The organism is Flavobacterium glycogeni (genome assembly GCF_048286775.1).
In the GTDB taxonomy this organism is placed as follows: Bacteria; Bacteroidota; Bacteroidia; order Flavobacteriales; family Flavobacteriaceae; genus Flavobacterium.
Map to the genome: position 1 here is coordinate 37472 of NZ_JBLVPV010000007.1, position 16601 is coordinate 54072.

Consider the following 16601-nt stretch of genomic DNA (forward strand, 5'->3'; position numbering starts at 1 on the left):
ACAGATTAAAAATGATTCAAAAAGATGCATTTTACATGATTTTTAGATTTATTTTATTCAATGTAATCTCATGTGTTTGCCCTGGGAGGATATGATACGAAGGGTGTGCTCCAACTCCAAAATCTTGTATATATGCATTGAAAATGGTTCTTCCAGACGGAAGCCACGGCACGAGAGTGAAAAATTCCCCTAAGGAAGATCAGGATAAAATAATAGAAACTTTAAACAGAAGAGAACATTATAAAAAAAGAGGCAAAAACGCCCCTTTTTTTTATAATGTTCTCTTTTGCTTTTCTATAAAATTATTAGATTGTAATTCTAATAAATCGGTTGCATTTTTTCGTTGCAAATCATACAATCTCTTATCGTCCGCAATATCTCCATAGACTTTGTCGTGCATAGCGGCACTTGTTTTTACCAGCAAACCACGTTGGTATTTGTCTTGTTCGATTGTTGCTTTTAGCGCCGTTTCTAAATCTTCCAATTTATAGTCGTATTCTCCTTTTGGAGATAATAGTTTGGCAATAATTGGAGACGTTTCAATGGCTAAAAACAACAACATGATGAAAAATGAAGGCAGCCAAGGCAATTTATTTAATGCATTGATTCGTGCCATTAAACCGTCAAATCCATCAATAATAGGTTGGGTTTCGGTAACTTTTTTGTCTAAATCGGTTTGGAGGGTTTTGGTGTTTTTCTCCATTTCAGCAATTTTAACCAAGTTGGTTTTTTGTAAGGTGTCCAGTTCTTTCTTTACCAAATCATGTTTGGCAATTTTTTCTTTAAAAACAGGGCCTTTGCCTAGTTTTTTGGTTCCGGCAGTTCCTTCAGCCTCTGTGATGTAGGTTTCGTAAAGGGTATTGACTTCTTTTTCTTTCTTGGTAATTTCTGATTTCAAATTGGCTATTTCGGCTTTGTTCTTGTCCAAATCCGATTTGAAATAATTCGCCACTTCCTTTTTGTTATTCAAAGCCATGGCATTTTTCTCTTTCAATAAAACCGTATTGATTTCTTTTTCGAAGATTTTAATCTCCAATGGTTTTGAAATCACTATCGCAATGATTATTGCCAAAATAATTCGGGGAGTTGCCTGTAGAAATTCACTTCCAAATTGGTCTCTTTTTCGAATAGTGGAAACAATAAAACGATCCAAATTGAAAATAAGCAAACTCCAAACTATACCAAACGCGATTGCGGGATAAATGCTGTCAAAAACGGTAAACAGCGCATAAGCACTGGCAATAAAAGCCATGACGGCAGTGAAGAAAACGGTGGCGCCAATACCAACATATTTGGTTTGTTCGCCTTCGGAGCAGCCTTCAAGAAGGTCTTTGTCAGCTCCGGAACAAAGGATAAAAAATTGTTTTAACATGATTGATTTTTTTGATTGATTGATGGGTGCAAATTTAACGCCAAAAAATGAATATTGGTATAAATAGTTGATATGTTTTTAATTAGCCTTTTGTATATAAAAAAAGAGCCGCTCTTTACGAACGGCTCTATTGGTTTTTGAATTAATATTAACTTAAGCTAATGGTGCTCCTGCCATAATTTCGGCATTGGCAAATTCTTCAAACTTGGCGAAGTTAGCTTTAAATTTTTGAGCTAATTCCACCGCTTTTTTATCGTATAATTCGGGATCTTCCCACGTGTTTCTAGGATTTAATATTTCACTAGGAACATTTGGACAGGTTTGCGGTTTAGCAATCCCAAATACTTTGTGATTTTCATACGCTACATCGTCCAATTCTCCGTTTAAAGCAGCGGTAATCATGGCACGCGTGTATTTTAATTTCATTCGACTTCCTATTCCGTAAGGTCCACCAGTCCAACCGGTATTGATTAACCAAACTTTTACATTGGCATCCTTCATTTTTTTACTCAACATTTCAGCATATTTTGTTGGGTGCAATGGCATAAAAGGTGCGCCAAAACAAGCAGAAAAATTAGGCTGAGGTTCTGTAATTCCAGCTTCTGTACCCGCAACTTTTGCCGTATAACCAGAAATGAAATGATACGCAGCCTGCCCAGGAGTCAGTTTAGAAATTGGAGGTAATATTCCGAAAGAATCGGCAGTTAAGAAAAAGATGTTTTTAGGATTTTTCCCAATAGAACCTGGCTGAATGTTATCAATATGATAAATAGGATAACTTACTCGAGTGTTTTGAGTGATAGAAACATCATCAAAATCAACCTCATTGGTATCTTTGTTAAGTACTACATTCTCAAGGATTGCGCCTTTCTTTATAGCTCTAAAAATGTCTGGTTCGTTTTCTTCAGAAAGGTTTATGACTTTTGCATAACAACCGCCTTCAAAATTAAAAACAGTGTTTTCATTGGTCCAGCCGTGCTCATCATCACCAATTAATTTTCTGTTTGGATCTGCAGATAACGTTGTTTTTCCAGTTCCTGATAATCCAAAGAAAATGGCAGTGTCACCGTCTTTTCCAACATTGGCACTACAGTGCATTGGTAACGTGTTTTTGAAAACTGGCAAAATGAAATTCAAAGCAGAAAATATACCTTTTTTCATTTCTCCTGTATACCCGGTTCCGCCTATCAAAACTACTTTTCGAGTAAAGTCTAGAATCGCAAAATTGCTTTGACGAGTTCCGTCAACTGCAGGGTCTGCCATAAAGCTAGGCACGCAAAGTAAAGTCCATTCTGGGCTAAATTTTGCTAATTCTTCCTGTTCAGGTCTTAAAAACATATTGTAACAAAATAAATTTGCCCAAGGTGTTTCTGTAATTACGCGAACATTCAATCTATAATTTGGATCAGAGCATACATAAGAGTCTCTAACGAAAATTTCTTTGTTGGATAAATAAGAAGTGACCTTATTGTATAGTGCTTCAAAAGCAGTTGGCTCAAAAGGAATGTTTACTTTCCCCCACCAAACTTGATTTTCACTGATGCTGTCTTTTACTATATATCGGTCTTGCGGTGAACGGCCTGTGTACTCTCCTGTATTTACAGCTAATGCTCCAGTAGAACTTTCAATTCCTTGACCTGATTTTATTGTTATGTCGTGTAATTCTTCAGGGGATAACTGGTAATGAATTTTTGCATTTTCAATTCCTAATTCTTTTAACGAAATCGATTGCGAGAAAAGCGTGTTACTGTCCATAAATTTATTGTTGTGTAGTTTCTTTTTTATAGACTGCAAAAGTAGAAATTATATTTCAGATAGCCTTTGATTCTTCTAATTTTGTGATTTTTTATTCATAATATTCATCAATAAAACGCCCCAGGCCAGTATTAATAGGAGTCCGCCAATAGGAGTCACGAATCCTATAATTTTAAAATCAAAAGAAGTAAGATTGTTTGTCGCTAATAGATAAATTGATCCAGAGAATAAAATTACGCCAAAAAGAACCAAAAAATAGATTGCTTTTTTTGCTTTTTGAGGGATGTCTTTCATTAGTCCAATAAACAATAAAAACAAGGCATGGTACATTTGGTAACGCACACCGGTTTCAAAAGTAGCTAATTGTTCCATAGGCAGTACTTTTTTTAGGGCATGTGCGCCAAAAGCACCAAGAATTATTGCAATCATTCCCAAAATAGCTCCTGTTGAAATTATCTTTTTGTCCATGTTGATTTTGTTTTATTACAAAAGTATCTCATCTATATTTAAATTAAAAATGTTTTATGAGATACTTTTAATAGGGATTGATTTAGCTGGTGTTGAATTTTTTGCCATTTATGGAAAATTTTAACAACGCTATTTGTTATAAATACAACAATTTTGTATGTTTGTGTTATAATTATAAAAAATGAGAACAATTTTAATCATTGGAGCAGGAAGATCAGCTTCGTCTTTGATACAGTATCTTCTAAATAAATCTGAAAAAGAGAATCTGCATGTTGTTATTGGTGATTTGTCATTGGCATTAGCTCAAAAAAAGACAAATAACCATCCCAATGCAACGGCGATTGCCTTAGATATTTTTGATGAAAATCAAAGAAAAGAAGCGATTCAGAAAGCTAATATTGTTATTTCAATGTTGCCGGCTCATTTGCATATTGAAGTGGCTAAGGATTGTATTGTTTACAAAAAACATTTGGTTACCGCTTCTTACGTGAGTGATGCCATGCAGGAATTAGATGCTGCGGCCAAAGAGAATAATCTGATTTTCATGAATGAAATTGGGCTTGATCCTGGGATTGACCACATGAGTGCGATGAAAGTGATTGATGAAATAAAAGACAAAGGAGGTAAAATGCTTCTTTTTGAATCTTTTTGCGGTGGACTTGTTGCTCCGGAATCAGATACGAATCTTTGGAATTATAAATTTACCTGGGCACCTCGTAATGTAGTTCTTGCCGGTCAGGGTGGAGCAGCCAAATTTATTCAGGAAGGAACATACAAGTACATTCCGTATTGTAATTTATTCCGCAGAACGGAGTTTCTGGAAGTGGAAGGGTATGGACGATTTGAAGCGTATTCGAATCGGGATTCCCTAAAATACAGAAGTGTGTATGGTTTAGATAATGTGCTTACTTTATATAGAGGAACAATTCGGAGAGTTGGTTTTTCTAAAGCTTGGAATATGTTTGTGCAATTAGGAATGACGGATGACAGTTACATCATGGAAGATTCAGAGACCATGAGTTACAGAGAATTTGTGAACTCATTTTTGCCGTATCACCCAACGGATTCAGTAGAAATTAAAACGCGTTTGATTCTGAAGATTGACCAAGATGACATCATGTGGGACAAACTTTTAGAATTGGACTTGTTCAATCGTACTAAAATAGTAGGCTTGAAGAATGCTACTCCTGCTCAAATATTGGAGAAAATCCTCAGTGACAGTTGGACACTTCAACCTAAAGATAAAGATATGATTGTCATGTATCACAAGTTTGGATACGAATTAAATGGCAAAAAAGAACAAATAGATTCAAAAATGGTTTGTATTGGCGACGATCAAACGTATACAGCCATGGCTAAAACTGTAGGTTTGCCGGTTGCAATGGCGACTTTATTAATACTTAATGGTACCATTACGACTCCGGGAGTTCAATTGCCTATCCGTAAAGAAGTGTATGTGCCTATTTTGAAAGAGTTAGAAGAATATGGCGTTGTTTTCAAGGAACAATCCATGTCGTATTTAGGATATAATCCTGATAAAGAGCTTAGTTAGTAGTTTTTTAGATTTTTAGTTTGATAAATCCGCTCCTTTATGAAGCGGATTTGTTTTTTACTATTATGCTTTACTAGAGCGAATGGTAATAGGTAAACTATACATTACTCTAACGGGTTTATTGTTGATTTTTGCAGGAATCCATTTTGGGGATAATTTTAAAACACGAACCGCTTCTGCTCCAGTTCCATAACCCATATCTTTTATGATTTTAATGTCAGAAAGTGTTCCGTCCATTTCAACTATAAAAGTTAAATACACTTTTCCTTTTATCTTATTTTTTTCAACTTCTTCAGGGATATTGAAATTTTTTCCCACAAATTGATAAAATTTCTCTATCCCTCCTGGGTATTTAGGTTTTGGATTGTAGTAAATGCTCGTTGTTTTGTTTTTTTGTACATCTCTTGTGATTACTGGTTTTGCAACGGTACCTTCTTTTATTGTTTTCTCTATTACTTTAAAAGAAAATTTTTTGTCTTTGTTTTTTATTTTTTTTTCAAAATGGGGATTGCTTAATAACAGGTAATGGTTTAGATCAGTTTCATAAGGTTTTCCATTTTTAGTAGGGTTGTAATATCTTGAGTAATATGCAATATAATTGGCGCTATATTTTTTTAAATCGATATTGTTAATTTTTTTACCATCTAATAATCCTGAAAATTTAGTATCGTTTATCCAGCTTTCAAATTCTTTTTGCGTTGGACTTTTCTTTTTGATTGGTGCAGGAGCATTTCCAATATACAATCTCTTTTCACTTAAAGTAAGGTCTTCATATTTTTTATCAATTAAGACTTTTTTACGGTTGTCTTTCACAATTAACCGAACACCTTTGTAATAGTCGTCTCTTTTTTTATCTTCGGATAGAGAAGTCTCGTTTTTATTATTGGCGGGTTGCGCAACTGTTTGTACGCATAAAAAGCTTATTAGTCCAGTAAAAAGCGGAATCAAAACGATTTTCTTTACAATTGATTTAGTTCTTGATGTGGTTTTTGTCATCATGAGTAGTCTTTTTTTAGTTATTAAATAATTCAAATTACTGGCCAAGTAAAAAGTTTGGTTCTCGTTAGCTTTCGATAGTAATAAAGATTGATAGAACGGAACGTTGTTATAGGATGTCACTACTTTCTCGTCGGCAAGAAATTCGTGATTGAGTTGTATGGCTTTTTTATAAAAAATAAAAATAGGGTTGAACCAAAAAACGGTTTTTAAGATTTCGATGAATAAAATATCCAAAGTGTGTTTTTGGGATACATGTGTGAGTTCATGCGTATATAATTCGGCTTCAATTTCACGGTTATTGTATTCCGTTTCATTGATGAAAATAGTGTTTAGAAAAGTATGCGGCAGTGTTTTTTCGGGGACCAAAATCAATTTGGCATTTTTATAATCAATAGGGGTATTCGATTTTATTTTAGATGAAATCTTGATGATATTATTGATAAAACGTATCGCCAAAATGAGCGTTACTACTGCATATAAACTCCACAATCCAATTTCCAAATAGTTTGTTTCTTCAAATACTACTGCACTTCCTTGTAGTATTTGGATGTTTCCTGGATTGACTGTAGGTTGTGCTATTTCCTCTATGACTTCAATAGTTATAAATGGAATTACCATCGAAAAAGCAAGGCTGAACAGCAAGTAGAGCCTATTGAATAGATGTATTTTTTCTTTTTCTAAAAACAAATAATACACTGCCAGTAACACGAATAAAGTAATTGTCGATTTGATCAGAAAGTCGCTCATTTTTTCTTTTTTTGAATTTCACTATCTATTATTTTCTTGAGTTCTTCCAGTTCCGTTTGGGATAAATTGGTTTCGGTGGTAAAGAAAGAAGCAAATTGCGAAGCCGAATTGTTGAAGAAATTGCTAATCAATCCGTTGACGTGTTTCGAGAAATAATCGGTTTTTTTGACCAAAGGATAATATTCCCGGGAGTTCCCAAATTCAGTGTAGGCTACAAATTGTTTGTCAATCATTCTTTTCAGTAAAGTAGCCACTGTTGTGGTAGCCGGTTTTGGTTTTGGATACGCTTCAAGCAAGTCTTTCATGAAGGCTTTTTCCAGTTTCCAAAGGTGTTCCATTAATTGTTCTTCTGAATTGGATAGTTGCATGATGTTTTATTTAATTTCTATTTCGGAAAGTGATTCTCCGTTATTGTATTTTTTTATTGTTGTTAGTTTTCCATCTTCATTAAAGAAGTTCCAGTCGCCAAAATAAAACCAATGTACGTACTTGCCGCTGGTTTCCATTTTTGTTTTCCCTTTGGACTGTATTTTTCCATTTTCATGATAAAAAGTAGTGATGCAAATGTTGTTTTTGTATTTTTCTCTTTTGATGATTTTATCATTCAAGTAATAACTCCATTTTTTTACGGGATCCCCTTTTCGGTATTTTCCAACCGATTTATAATGAGAACTATCCTGTGTGTATTGTTCAATCCAAAGTCCTTCTCTATGTTTATTCTTCATCTGATTGGTTTTACAACCAAAAACCAAAAATAGCAAGCCGATTACAATAATTGTTTGTCGCATAAAATGATTTTGTTCTACGAAAATAGAGCTTACTCTACAAATGTAGAATATAAATTCAAATAAACAAATTTTAAATAAAAAATATTTTGGTTTTCAGGATGTTGCGTTAAGGAGTGAAGTGAAAATCCTTTTTATTTTTTTTCTTTAAAAAATAAAAAGATTGAGAACGGAAAGCCTGCCCCGCTTTTTTGGCGGGAAACGCCAAAAAAAATCCGCTCATTACTGAACGGATTAATAGTTGTAAAAAGGTTCTCGATACTTTTTTGTTCCGTTTCTCTTTGCAAAATCCCGAAGCGTCGGGACGAACTGACGGTATCTAAAAAATATTATTTCGACAACTCCACAAAATATTTATAAAACAACGGAATGGTTTCAATTCCTTTCAGGTAATTAAAAATTCCAAAATGTTCATTTGGCGAGTGAATGGCATCGCTATCCAGACCAAATCCCATCAGAATGGTTTTACTCTTCAATTCTTTTTCGAACAAAGCAACGATAGGAATACTGCCTCCTGAGCGCACAGGAATGGCAGGAACGCCAAAGGTTTCAGTATACGCCATGTTTGCGGCTTTGTAGCCAATGCTGTCTATTGGGGTTACATAACCTTGTCCGCCATGATGTGGTTTTACTTTTACGGTAACGCCGGCAGGAGCAAGGCTTGTGAAATGTTTAGTGAAAAGTTCGGTGATTTGTTCCCAATCTTGATTAGGAACCAAACGCATGGATATTTTAGCGAAAGCTTTGCTCGCAATCACAGTTTTAGCACCTTCTCCGGTGTATCCACCCCAAATTCCGTTGACATCCAGTGTAGGACGAATAGAGTTTCTTTCGTTAGTTACATAGCCTTTTTCGCCATAAACGTCATTTAAGTCCAATGCTTTTTTGTAGTTTTCTAAATTGAAAGGTGCTTTGGCCATTTCAGCTCTTTCTTCCAGCGATAGTTCTGCTACATTATCATAGAAACCGGGAATGGTAATGTGATTGTTTTCATCATGAAGTGAAGCAATCATTTTGGCTAAAACGTTTATCGGGTTGGCAACAGCACCACCATATAATCCAGAATGTAAATCACGGTTTGGCCCCGTAACTTCCACTTCTACATAGCTTAATCCACGTAATCCTGTAGTGATTGACGGTTGCTGATTAGAAATCATTCCGGTGTCCGAAATTAAAATCACGTCATTCTTTAGTTTTTCCTGATTGCGTTCCACAAACCAACTCAAGCTTTTAGAACCGATTTCCTCTTCACCTTCAATCATGAATTTCACATTACAAGGCAAAGTTTTCGATTGAACCATGTATTCCAATGCTTTGACGTGCATGTACATTTGGCCTTTGTCATCACAAGATCCACGTGCAAAAATAGCGCCTTCGGGATGAATTTCGGTTTTCTTGATTACGGGTTCAAAGGGTGGAGAAGTCCATAATTCCATTGGGTCTGGTGGTTGAACATCATAATGTCCGTACACTAAAACGGTTGGTAATGATTTGTCTATGATTTTTTCACCGTAGACAATTGGATAACCCGGAGTATCACAAATTTCAACAAAATCACAGCCTGCTTTTTCTAAACTGGCTTTTACGGCATCAGCTGTTTCAAAAACATCATGGGAATAAGCGGTGTCAGCACTTACGGATGGGATTTTTAATAATTCGATTAACTCATTGATAAAGCGGTCTTTGTGTTCTTGAACGTATGCTTTAATATTTTCCATTATTTGAATTTTGTTTATATTTCAAAAGTACAAAAAAGAGTATGAATATTTTTTGTCAAATTTACTTTGAAAATTGGAAGTTATGTTTATCTTTGCACCCACAATTGCGCGGATATGGTGAAATTGGTAGACATGCCAGACTTAGGATCTGGTGCCGCAAGGCGTGTAGGTTCGAGTCCTATTATCCGCACAAATATTAAGTCTTAATCTGTTGTAGATCAATAGTTTAAGGCTTTTTTATTTTGTATATTCCCCCAATAACACCCCCATTTCATATTGTGGAGCTAAAATGAATCTATTTTAATGTGATTGAATTAGATTAATGTAATAAGTTAAAAATTGTTAAACAGTATCTTTAAAACATCGTTTATCTGTTTCTATAGTATTAACTTGGAATAATAAAAGTTTCGCAGTTTGGTTTTTTGTCCTTAAATAAATGTCTTTGTTTCGTTTTCTGTGTAAATCATTTTATTATGTTGGTTTCTATTCTCGAATAAAAAATGGGGAGTACACTCAAAAAAACGTTTTGCCACGCTAGGTTTTCTTTCTGGTGGTTTTGGTGGGGGGTATAAATTAATTTTTTCAAGAAATTGTATTTTTAAAATCCCTACAATATTAAAATAAGTTTTCTAACTTTGTGAATCAATCACATATATGAATGATAGAAATTTTCCTTTGCAACCTTATACTACGTTAGCAAAACGTGTTAGCAAAACCGCAAAACCTAACATTGCTTTTAATTAAAATATGAATAAAGAAAAAACGGTTCTTGATTTTGCAATTTATGCATTAATGGACGTTGAAGAATTATGTGATTATATCACATATTTTTTTGGGGAAAAAGATAAACTCGACCCTTTTTCTGATAAAAATTTTTTAGAATATGAAGAGTTTATTAAGGGAGGTATTGATATAAATCAAATAATTATAACCTCGAATTGCAATCCTGAATTAAAATCAATTTCTGATTTGCTTAATAATGAAGAAATAAATAATTTATTGAACTATTTAAATGAAAACTTTACAGAGGGTTACCCTGATGGAGACGGTTTTGGAGCACCTACAAGTTTAGAATTTAAAACTACTGATTTACATAGATTATTTTATGAATATTTTGAATTAAGAAAACACAATCAAAATGTATTCATTACTTATTATATACAAATGTTTGATATTGTAGTACATGAGTGTATGAAATTAATTATAACAGAAAAGTTGAAAATAATTAATATCGAGAAAGCAAAAGATTTATTAAATCTTGATTTGTCTTCTGAATATTTGGATTTTAAAAAAAAAGAATACAAAACTAAGCTCTTTAAAAGTGTTGAAAATAATAATTTTCAGTTAAAAGGATTTTCAGATAGTAAAGGACTTCACATAAATTATGACAAGTCTTTAACAGATTATTTAGAATTTTTAAATAAACAAGATTGCTCAAAGATTGTTTATTCTGTTTACTTCGAAAAGTTAGAAAATTCAATAGATTATTTATTGTACCAATATTTAGAAGATAGATTGTTTAACACTAGTAATTTAGTCAATATCAACTATAACGAGTTGGAAAAAGAATTGTATGAAGATTTAATATCATTAAAAAAGAGAAACAAAAAACTAGTTACTTATTTGAGTAATAAAAAATTTACCGAAGCTGAAATAGAGGATGTTCTGAATGTTCTATGTAATAACAAGTACAGTGAGCTAAAAAAGAGAAATATTTCAAAGATTAATCAAATTGAATTTTATAATTTTTGTAATTTGTTTTACATATTAGATTATTTCACAGAAAACGAACAAACTGATTTCTCAAAACTAAAGAATTTTGATTGTGTTTTAAATTTCGACGAAAATAAAATTTTAAATTACAGTAAAACTGATTATCAAAAATATTTCAAAGGAATTGATTCATCTGTCAAAAGTATAGATACATTGTATAAAAAAATAGAAACAGACCTTCAAATTAATAAAGCTAGATTAAAAGCAATTCAATAATTTTTCCCCTTTTTTAAATCCCTTTTTTTTCCCTTTTTCCCTTTTTTAATCTTTGTAGAATAAATTTAAAACCACTACAAATGACTGAAAAAAGCGTACAATTAATTCAAATGAATATTTCTGAACTTACAGAAATTATTTCTGCCTGCGTAAAAGCAGAACTTCAAAAAATCAATAATGTTATTCAGCTGAACCCAAAAGCTGAATCAGATGGATTATTATCAAGGAAGCAAGCTAGTGAATTACTAGGGGTTTCTTATACAACCTTATTTCATTGGAATAATGATAAGACCTTGCCCGCACAAAAAATGGGTGGTAGGGTTTATTATCAAAAATGCGCAATCATGGATAGATTAAACCATGTTGCATAATCCTTAATCTTCACTTACAGGCAAATCTGCCATAAATAAATCAATTTAACACAAAGACAATTAGCGATGTTCTTACACGTCAGGGCTTCGCTATGTCTTTTTTAACCAAAGATAATGACAAAATACACTATATTAAAACTAAAAAATATAAACATAGAAGAACGACTGAAACAGTTCACGCCACAACAAGGAAACCTTACAATTAAAGATTTCAATATAGATTTTGCTTACTTAATCCTCCACTTTGTATTGCAACAAATGGCAAACAGAATCGAGAAAGATGGACATGCTAACTTATATGATGAATATAATCGTTTATCTTCGATAAAGCTTGAAAGTTATAATAAAAATTACCGTTTTCATATTCGTTATTTATGTGAAAATTTCCCAAATATTGGTAATATTTTGGCTAGGGCTAACTATTCAGAAAACAAATGTTACGGTTATCGTTTGCGCTATTTTTATTATTGGGAACAGTTAGAGCCGTATGTAATTACTGATAGATTATTGGTTAAAAAATTGAATAATGAAAATAGGTTGGTACTTAAACCCGAAGTAGAAAAAAACTTTGAATTTTTGACGGAATATTTTAACCCCAAAAGACTAACAATTCAATTTCAAGAGGCGTTAAACCATAATTCCGATATATTGGAAGAAAAAGGAAATATGAAAAATTATTTAGTCAATGCGTTTAAGATTCTGAAAATACAAAATGGAACTTATTATATGAGCCATAACCCCAAAACAGACGGGCGATTTCATTCTAATATTACAGGATTTTCAAAAGAATTCAGACCGTTTTTGCGATTTGACGGCGAGATAATTTCAGAAATCGATATTTCTGCTTCAGTTCCTACTTTTCTATTTTATCTTATTAGTAATTATAAGAATTCTAATTCTCAATTAGATAAAGTAATTAATAGTACTAAATCTTTCTATATTCATTATATGTTCTCAAAAGAAGCTATAAGCATTGATAATAAAGAGATTCAAGATTTTGGAAACAGTATTTTGTCGGGAGAGTTTTACTCTAGTTTTATTCCTAAATTAGAAGAGTTTTACAAAGCAGAATATACCTATACCAGTTTCATTCCGATATTAGATGAATTTGGTAAACCACATTATACGTGTAATAATTCAAATTATATGAATGCTTATAATCAATGGCAATTCGAGGAATATTATTTTCCACAGGACAGTTACAAGAATTACTATAAAAAGCCTTATCCAAAAACAGTAACAAAAGAGTATGCTAAAGATATAATCTTGAAAATGTTGAATGCAAAAAATAAAACGTTCCTATATGAAGAAATGGCTTTCAAAAGTTTGTATCCAACTATTTTTGAATTTATAAGTAAAATTAAAGAAAAGCATCACGAACATTTTTCACATTTGATGTTACAAATAGAATCTTATTTTATGTTGAAAATTGTTGCCCGAAGACTGAAAAACAAGTTTAAAAAAGTACCGTTTTTTACGCTACACGATTGTATTTGTACAACTGAATCAAATCTAAATCTTGTAAATGAGTTTATGAAAAACACTTTGACAACAGAGTTAGGATTTACGCCTGTTATTAAGATGAAACATTGGATTTAAGCATTGTTTTAGGCTATGGGAGCAAATTGTAGAGTTGGATAATGTGTTTATGTTGATTTGGATTTTAGGGTCTTGAAATGACTTATAATTATTTTATTTACGCAAGTACATTAAATAATATTCATTTGAAATAGCGTTTAAAAATTTTATCACATTACCAGCTCCTTTAATTTCAACTTGTACATAACTAGTATTACCGCTAACAATGTACTGTTCGAATTCTGTTCCTTTAATTGTTTCATAAAGAACACTTCGTTTTAAGGTGTATAAATCATCATTATTTGAAGTAATATTATGCAAAGTCTCGTAATATTCACGGTCTATTTCGCTCTTTTTTAAATCATATTCATTAGATGTAACTTTGTCTTTAAGTTGCTCGTTTTCGTCTTCTAAATCAGAAATTCTGTTATTGAGTTCTTCTATTTGTTCCGTTAAATCGTTATTATAATCTATATAATTCTGTTTGTCTAAATATGTGGTTATAAATAGCACAATTAGTACAAGAATAACGCCTGAATAACCTAAATGGATTTTGTTTGAGTTGTTTTTAGCATCAACAATATATCGCTTAATTTCACTGAAATAAACTAATATTAAAAATAAAAATATTACCGCTAAACCAATCCATAAAATGTATTTTTTATCAGCAATTGTCCCTTTTAAATAAAATTCTGATTTGTTAGAATAATTATCAAAATCGGATTTATAATTAACATCTGATGCAGTCCATTTTCCGCCATCAATTTCAACTTTATTTTTAAAATAAGTATCAAAATAAAAAATTCTAATTTTAGTATCCGCTGGAATATATTCTTGAAAACTGATTTTTCCATCTGCACGTGGAGGAGAAGTATAATCATAAAGAAAACTGATTTTTCCCAAATGATTTAATCCATAGACTAAAATAGATGCAAAAAGAAAACTGAAAAAAGTAATTTTGATAATTGTAGTTGTATTCTTTTCTTTCATTTTTTTTGTAAATTTTTATTTATCAATATCTTTTTCCATACTTACATATCTGTATAAACTAGTCAAATCAATTACGAGTTTATCAAATATTCCATTTTTGTTTAAGCTCTGAAATATGCTTAATATTATCATAACGGGAAGTATTAATAAGAAAGCTAATAAAAATCGTAAAATTATATAAATTACATCAACGATATTTTTCATTTGCTTAAATTTTTATTTTTTCTTTAAAACGATACCAAACAGGCGAATAAAAATTAGAATCATTATATAAACAGGTTAATGTTATAGTGTATAGTAAATTACCTTTTTTTAATTGATATGTTTTAGAATACAATTTAGGTTCTTCGCTTGTATAGTCATACCAAAATGCAGGTAAATTATTTAATAATGTTTTCCCTGATTTAATGAATTTTGGTTTTTTCATATACTCCTTTGCCCCATCTTCCCAAGAAGAGCCAAAACCTTTTAATTCTCCCAATATTTCCCAAATTGTTAATTTATTAACTTCTTTAGGCAATGAAATTACTACTATTACAATAGAGGCAATTCCGTTGTTTGCTTTAAAATCTACATTTATTCCAACTGATGTGGATTTAGTAAAGCCTTTTGGAATCTCAATACTATATCCATATTTTGGACTTTTCCATATAGTTTGTGCATCTGTATTTATAAAAATTAATGTATACAGAAAAAGTAAAGTGTATTTCATATTTATCTATTTGCAAAACCTACTAAATCCCGTACAACCATCATTATTGCCATTTTCACAAGCCATATTCAAGTATTTACAACAATTTACCATATCGTTCATTTTTCCGTAAACTATTGCGCATTTTAACATCGCTTCTGTGTTCTGTGGATTTATTTGTATTGATTTTTTATAACAAGATAATGCTACTTTATAATTTAATTGCTTTTGATAAATAACACCTTTTGTATAATGAGCATTTGAATTGTTTGGTTCTATACTTATTGACTTATTGATGTTTATTATTGCATTATCTAAATCCCCAGTTTGAAATAAACTAACGGCGGATTTATAATAAGTTTCAGCATTAGTTTTTTGATTTGTTTGGGAATAAATATTTGTTGATAAGAATATTATCAATAAGTAAATTAATTTTTTTAAGTTTTTCATTTTATCTATTTAGTTTTTTTTTTCGAGGAATATCATTTTTATCCAACCTTTACTATTTAAACCTTTTGAATTTGTAAAATTTACATAACCAAAATCATTTACTATTTCCTCAACATAAACTATGTCTCCACTAGTTAAATATCCTTTTCTTTTATATAATTCATCGGGTTTATTATAAAAATATACTCTTTCATTGATGTATTCTATGATATTATAATTTCCTAATTCTGTGTTTTGATTAACTTCACTAGTTTGTTGATTATTTTGCGTATTTTCAAAATCAAATGATTTTTTTATTCTTTCAAAATCAATTTTGAATTTTAAACTATCTTTAGGATACGCATAAGTTATATTGTAGTAAGAGGAATCAGAAATTAAGTTGTAATTTGTTACCAACATTTCAATGTTCTTTCCAGAAACTTTAGTGGAAGTTTGTTCAATCTTAATCGCTTTTAAATTACCTAACGGTTCAATTTTATAATCTATCAGTCTAAAATCATCAAAATTTAATTTATTATTGTCATTTATAGAAATTGCAAAAGCTGTAATATTTTGAGAAATATCATCTATGCTTTTAAATTCTGCATCATCAGGAATTATTCCTCTTGCTACATTAAATGATAAATTGGAATTAATATCTACATAAATCTTTGTGTTTTTATTTGACATTTCTTCCTGTAAAATAAAATTTTCTGGAAGTTTAAAATTAAAATTTGACAAATTTTCATTTGACCAAACTATTTCTTTTTTTAGTTTTTCATTTGAAATTGTATCTTGAATTATTATTTCAGGTTCTTCAATTTCAGTTTTATTATTATTTTCCTGTTCATTATACGTATTTCTTTGAGATTTGAAAATTGATGATACAATGACTCCAATTATAATTATGACAATAATTAGATAATATTTAGATTTATTATCTTCAATGTGGTTTGGACTTTCTTTAATTTCAGTTTGTTCATACAATTTTTTTTGTTTAGATTTTTGAATTAAATCTAAAACCCAAATAACGAATGCAATTAGTAAAACAATTATTAAAGGTATATATTGACCATCAAAGGCTATTTTTATAGAATAAACTACAAATCCAATAACTCCAATAATACTGTAACAACCGTCATCTCTTCTTGACATAT

General features: G+C 31.2%; 15 protein-coding genes and 1 tRNA gene. 5 read left to right on the forward strand and 11 right to left on the reverse strand.

Annotation, left to right across the window (positions count from 1 at the left end; genetic code table 11):
• Window positions 1–271: 271 nt before the first annotated feature.
• From ACNQGX_RS07565 to ACNQGX_RS07575, 3 genes are all read right to left on the reverse strand, one after another.
• Complete coding sequence (locus ACNQGX_RS07565) at window positions 272–1372, reverse strand: DUF4407 domain-containing protein (protein ID WP_417975313.1); 1101 nt, start codon at window positions 1370–1372, stop codon at window positions 272–274.
• 153 nt (window positions 1373–1525) lie between these two features.
• Window positions 1526–3127, reverse strand: a complete 1602-nt coding sequence (gene pckA, locus ACNQGX_RS07570) for a phosphoenolpyruvate carboxykinase (ATP) (RefSeq protein WP_417975314.1) — start codon at window positions 3125–3127, stop codon at window positions 1526–1528.
• A gap of 75 nt (window positions 3128–3202) precedes the next feature.
• A complete protein-coding gene (locus ACNQGX_RS07575; RefSeq protein ID WP_417975315.1) occupies window positions 3203–3595 on the reverse strand; it encodes a DUF423 domain-containing protein in 393 nt (130 codons plus the stop codon).
• A 181-nt stretch (window positions 3596–3776) separates the two neighbouring features.
• On the opposite strand from ACNQGX_RS07575, the gene ACNQGX_RS07580 reads away from it, so the two are divergent.
• Window positions 3777–5147 carry a saccharopine dehydrogenase family protein gene (locus ACNQGX_RS07580; RefSeq protein ID WP_417975316.1) on the forward strand — a complete coding sequence of 457 codons (1371 nt, stop codon included), beginning with the start codon at window positions 3777–3779 and terminating at the stop codon, window positions 5145–5147.
• Window positions 5148–5210: 63 nt separating this feature from the next.
• On the opposite strand, the gene ACNQGX_RS07585 is transcribed toward ACNQGX_RS07580, so the two are convergent.
• The 4 genes from ACNQGX_RS07585 to ACNQGX_RS07600 all read right to left on the reverse strand — a co-directional run bounded on the left by ACNQGX_RS07585 (window position 5211) and on the right by ACNQGX_RS07600 (window position 9396).
• Entirely contained in the window at window positions 5211–6893 is a 1683-nt protein-coding gene (locus tag ACNQGX_RS07585) for an energy transducer TonB (protein WP_417975317.1), read from the reverse strand.
• Complete coding sequence (locus ACNQGX_RS07590; RefSeq protein WP_417975318.1) at window positions 6890–7261, reverse strand: BlaI/MecI/CopY family transcriptional regulator; 372 nt, start codon at window positions 7259–7261, stop codon at window positions 6890–6892. The genes ACNQGX_RS07585 and ACNQGX_RS07590 overlap by 4 nt, the downstream gene beginning before the upstream one ends.
• Before the next feature lie 6 nt (window positions 7262–7267).
• Entirely contained in the window at window positions 7268–7618 is a 351-nt protein-coding gene (locus ACNQGX_RS07595; protein WP_417975319.1) for a hypothetical protein, read from the reverse strand.
• 389 nt (window positions 7619–8007) lie between these two features.
• The gene (locus tag ACNQGX_RS07600) at window positions 8008–9396 is read right to left on the reverse strand and encodes a dipeptidase (RefSeq protein WP_417975320.1); all 1389 of its coding nucleotides are present in this window, start codon (window positions 9394–9396) and stop codon (window positions 8008–8010) included.
• A 108-nt stretch (window positions 9397–9504) separates the two neighbouring features.
• Here ACNQGX_RS07600 and ACNQGX_RS07605 point away from each other — a divergent pair.
• From ACNQGX_RS07605 to ACNQGX_RS07620, 4 genes are all read left to right on the forward strand, one after another.
• Window positions 9505–9586: transfer RNA gene (locus ACNQGX_RS07605), tRNA-Leu, on the forward strand.
• Between the two features lie 557 nt (window positions 9587–10143).
• Window positions 10144–11385 carry a hypothetical protein gene (locus ACNQGX_RS07610; protein ID WP_417975321.1) on the forward strand — a complete coding sequence of 414 codons (1242 nt, stop codon included), beginning with the start codon at window positions 10144–10146 and terminating at the stop codon, window positions 11383–11385.
• Between the two features lie 80 nt (window positions 11386–11465).
• Window positions 11466–11756 (forward strand): helix-turn-helix transcriptional regulator, encoded by a 291-nt coding sequence (locus ACNQGX_RS07615; protein WP_417975322.1) that lies wholly within the window; start codon window positions 11466–11468, stop codon window positions 11754–11756.
• A gap of 114 nt (window positions 11757–11870) precedes the next feature.
• Window positions 11871–13355, forward strand: coding sequence for a hypothetical protein (locus ACNQGX_RS07620; protein ID WP_417975323.1), 1485 nt, complete (start codon window positions 11871–11873; stop codon window positions 13353–13355).
• Window positions 13356–13448: 93 nt separating this feature from the next.
• Here the strand turns inward: ACNQGX_RS07620 and ACNQGX_RS07625 are convergent, their stop codons facing one another.
• The 4 genes from ACNQGX_RS07625 to ACNQGX_RS07640 all read right to left on the reverse strand — a co-directional run bounded on the left by ACNQGX_RS07625 (window position 13449) and on the right by ACNQGX_RS07640 (window position 16599).
• Complete coding sequence (locus ACNQGX_RS07625) at window positions 13449–14324, reverse strand: hypothetical protein (RefSeq protein WP_417975324.1); 876 nt, start codon at window positions 14322–14324, stop codon at window positions 13449–13451.
• Between the two features lie 208 nt (window positions 14325–14532).
• Window positions 14533–15036, reverse strand: a complete 504-nt coding sequence (locus ACNQGX_RS07630; RefSeq protein ID WP_417975325.1) for a hypothetical protein — start codon at window positions 15034–15036, stop codon at window positions 14533–14535.
• 6 nt (window positions 15037–15042) lie between these two features.
• Window positions 15043–15465: a tetratricopeptide repeat protein gene (locus ACNQGX_RS07635; protein WP_417975326.1), complete on the reverse strand. Its 423-nt coding sequence runs from the start codon at window positions 15463–15465 to the stop codon at window positions 15043–15045.
• A gap of 9 nt (window positions 15466–15474) precedes the next feature.
• A complete protein-coding gene (locus ACNQGX_RS07640) occupies window positions 15475–16599 on the reverse strand; it encodes a hypothetical protein (RefSeq protein WP_417975327.1) in 1125 nt (374 codons plus the stop codon).
• Window positions 16600–16601 lie beyond the last annotated feature (2 nt).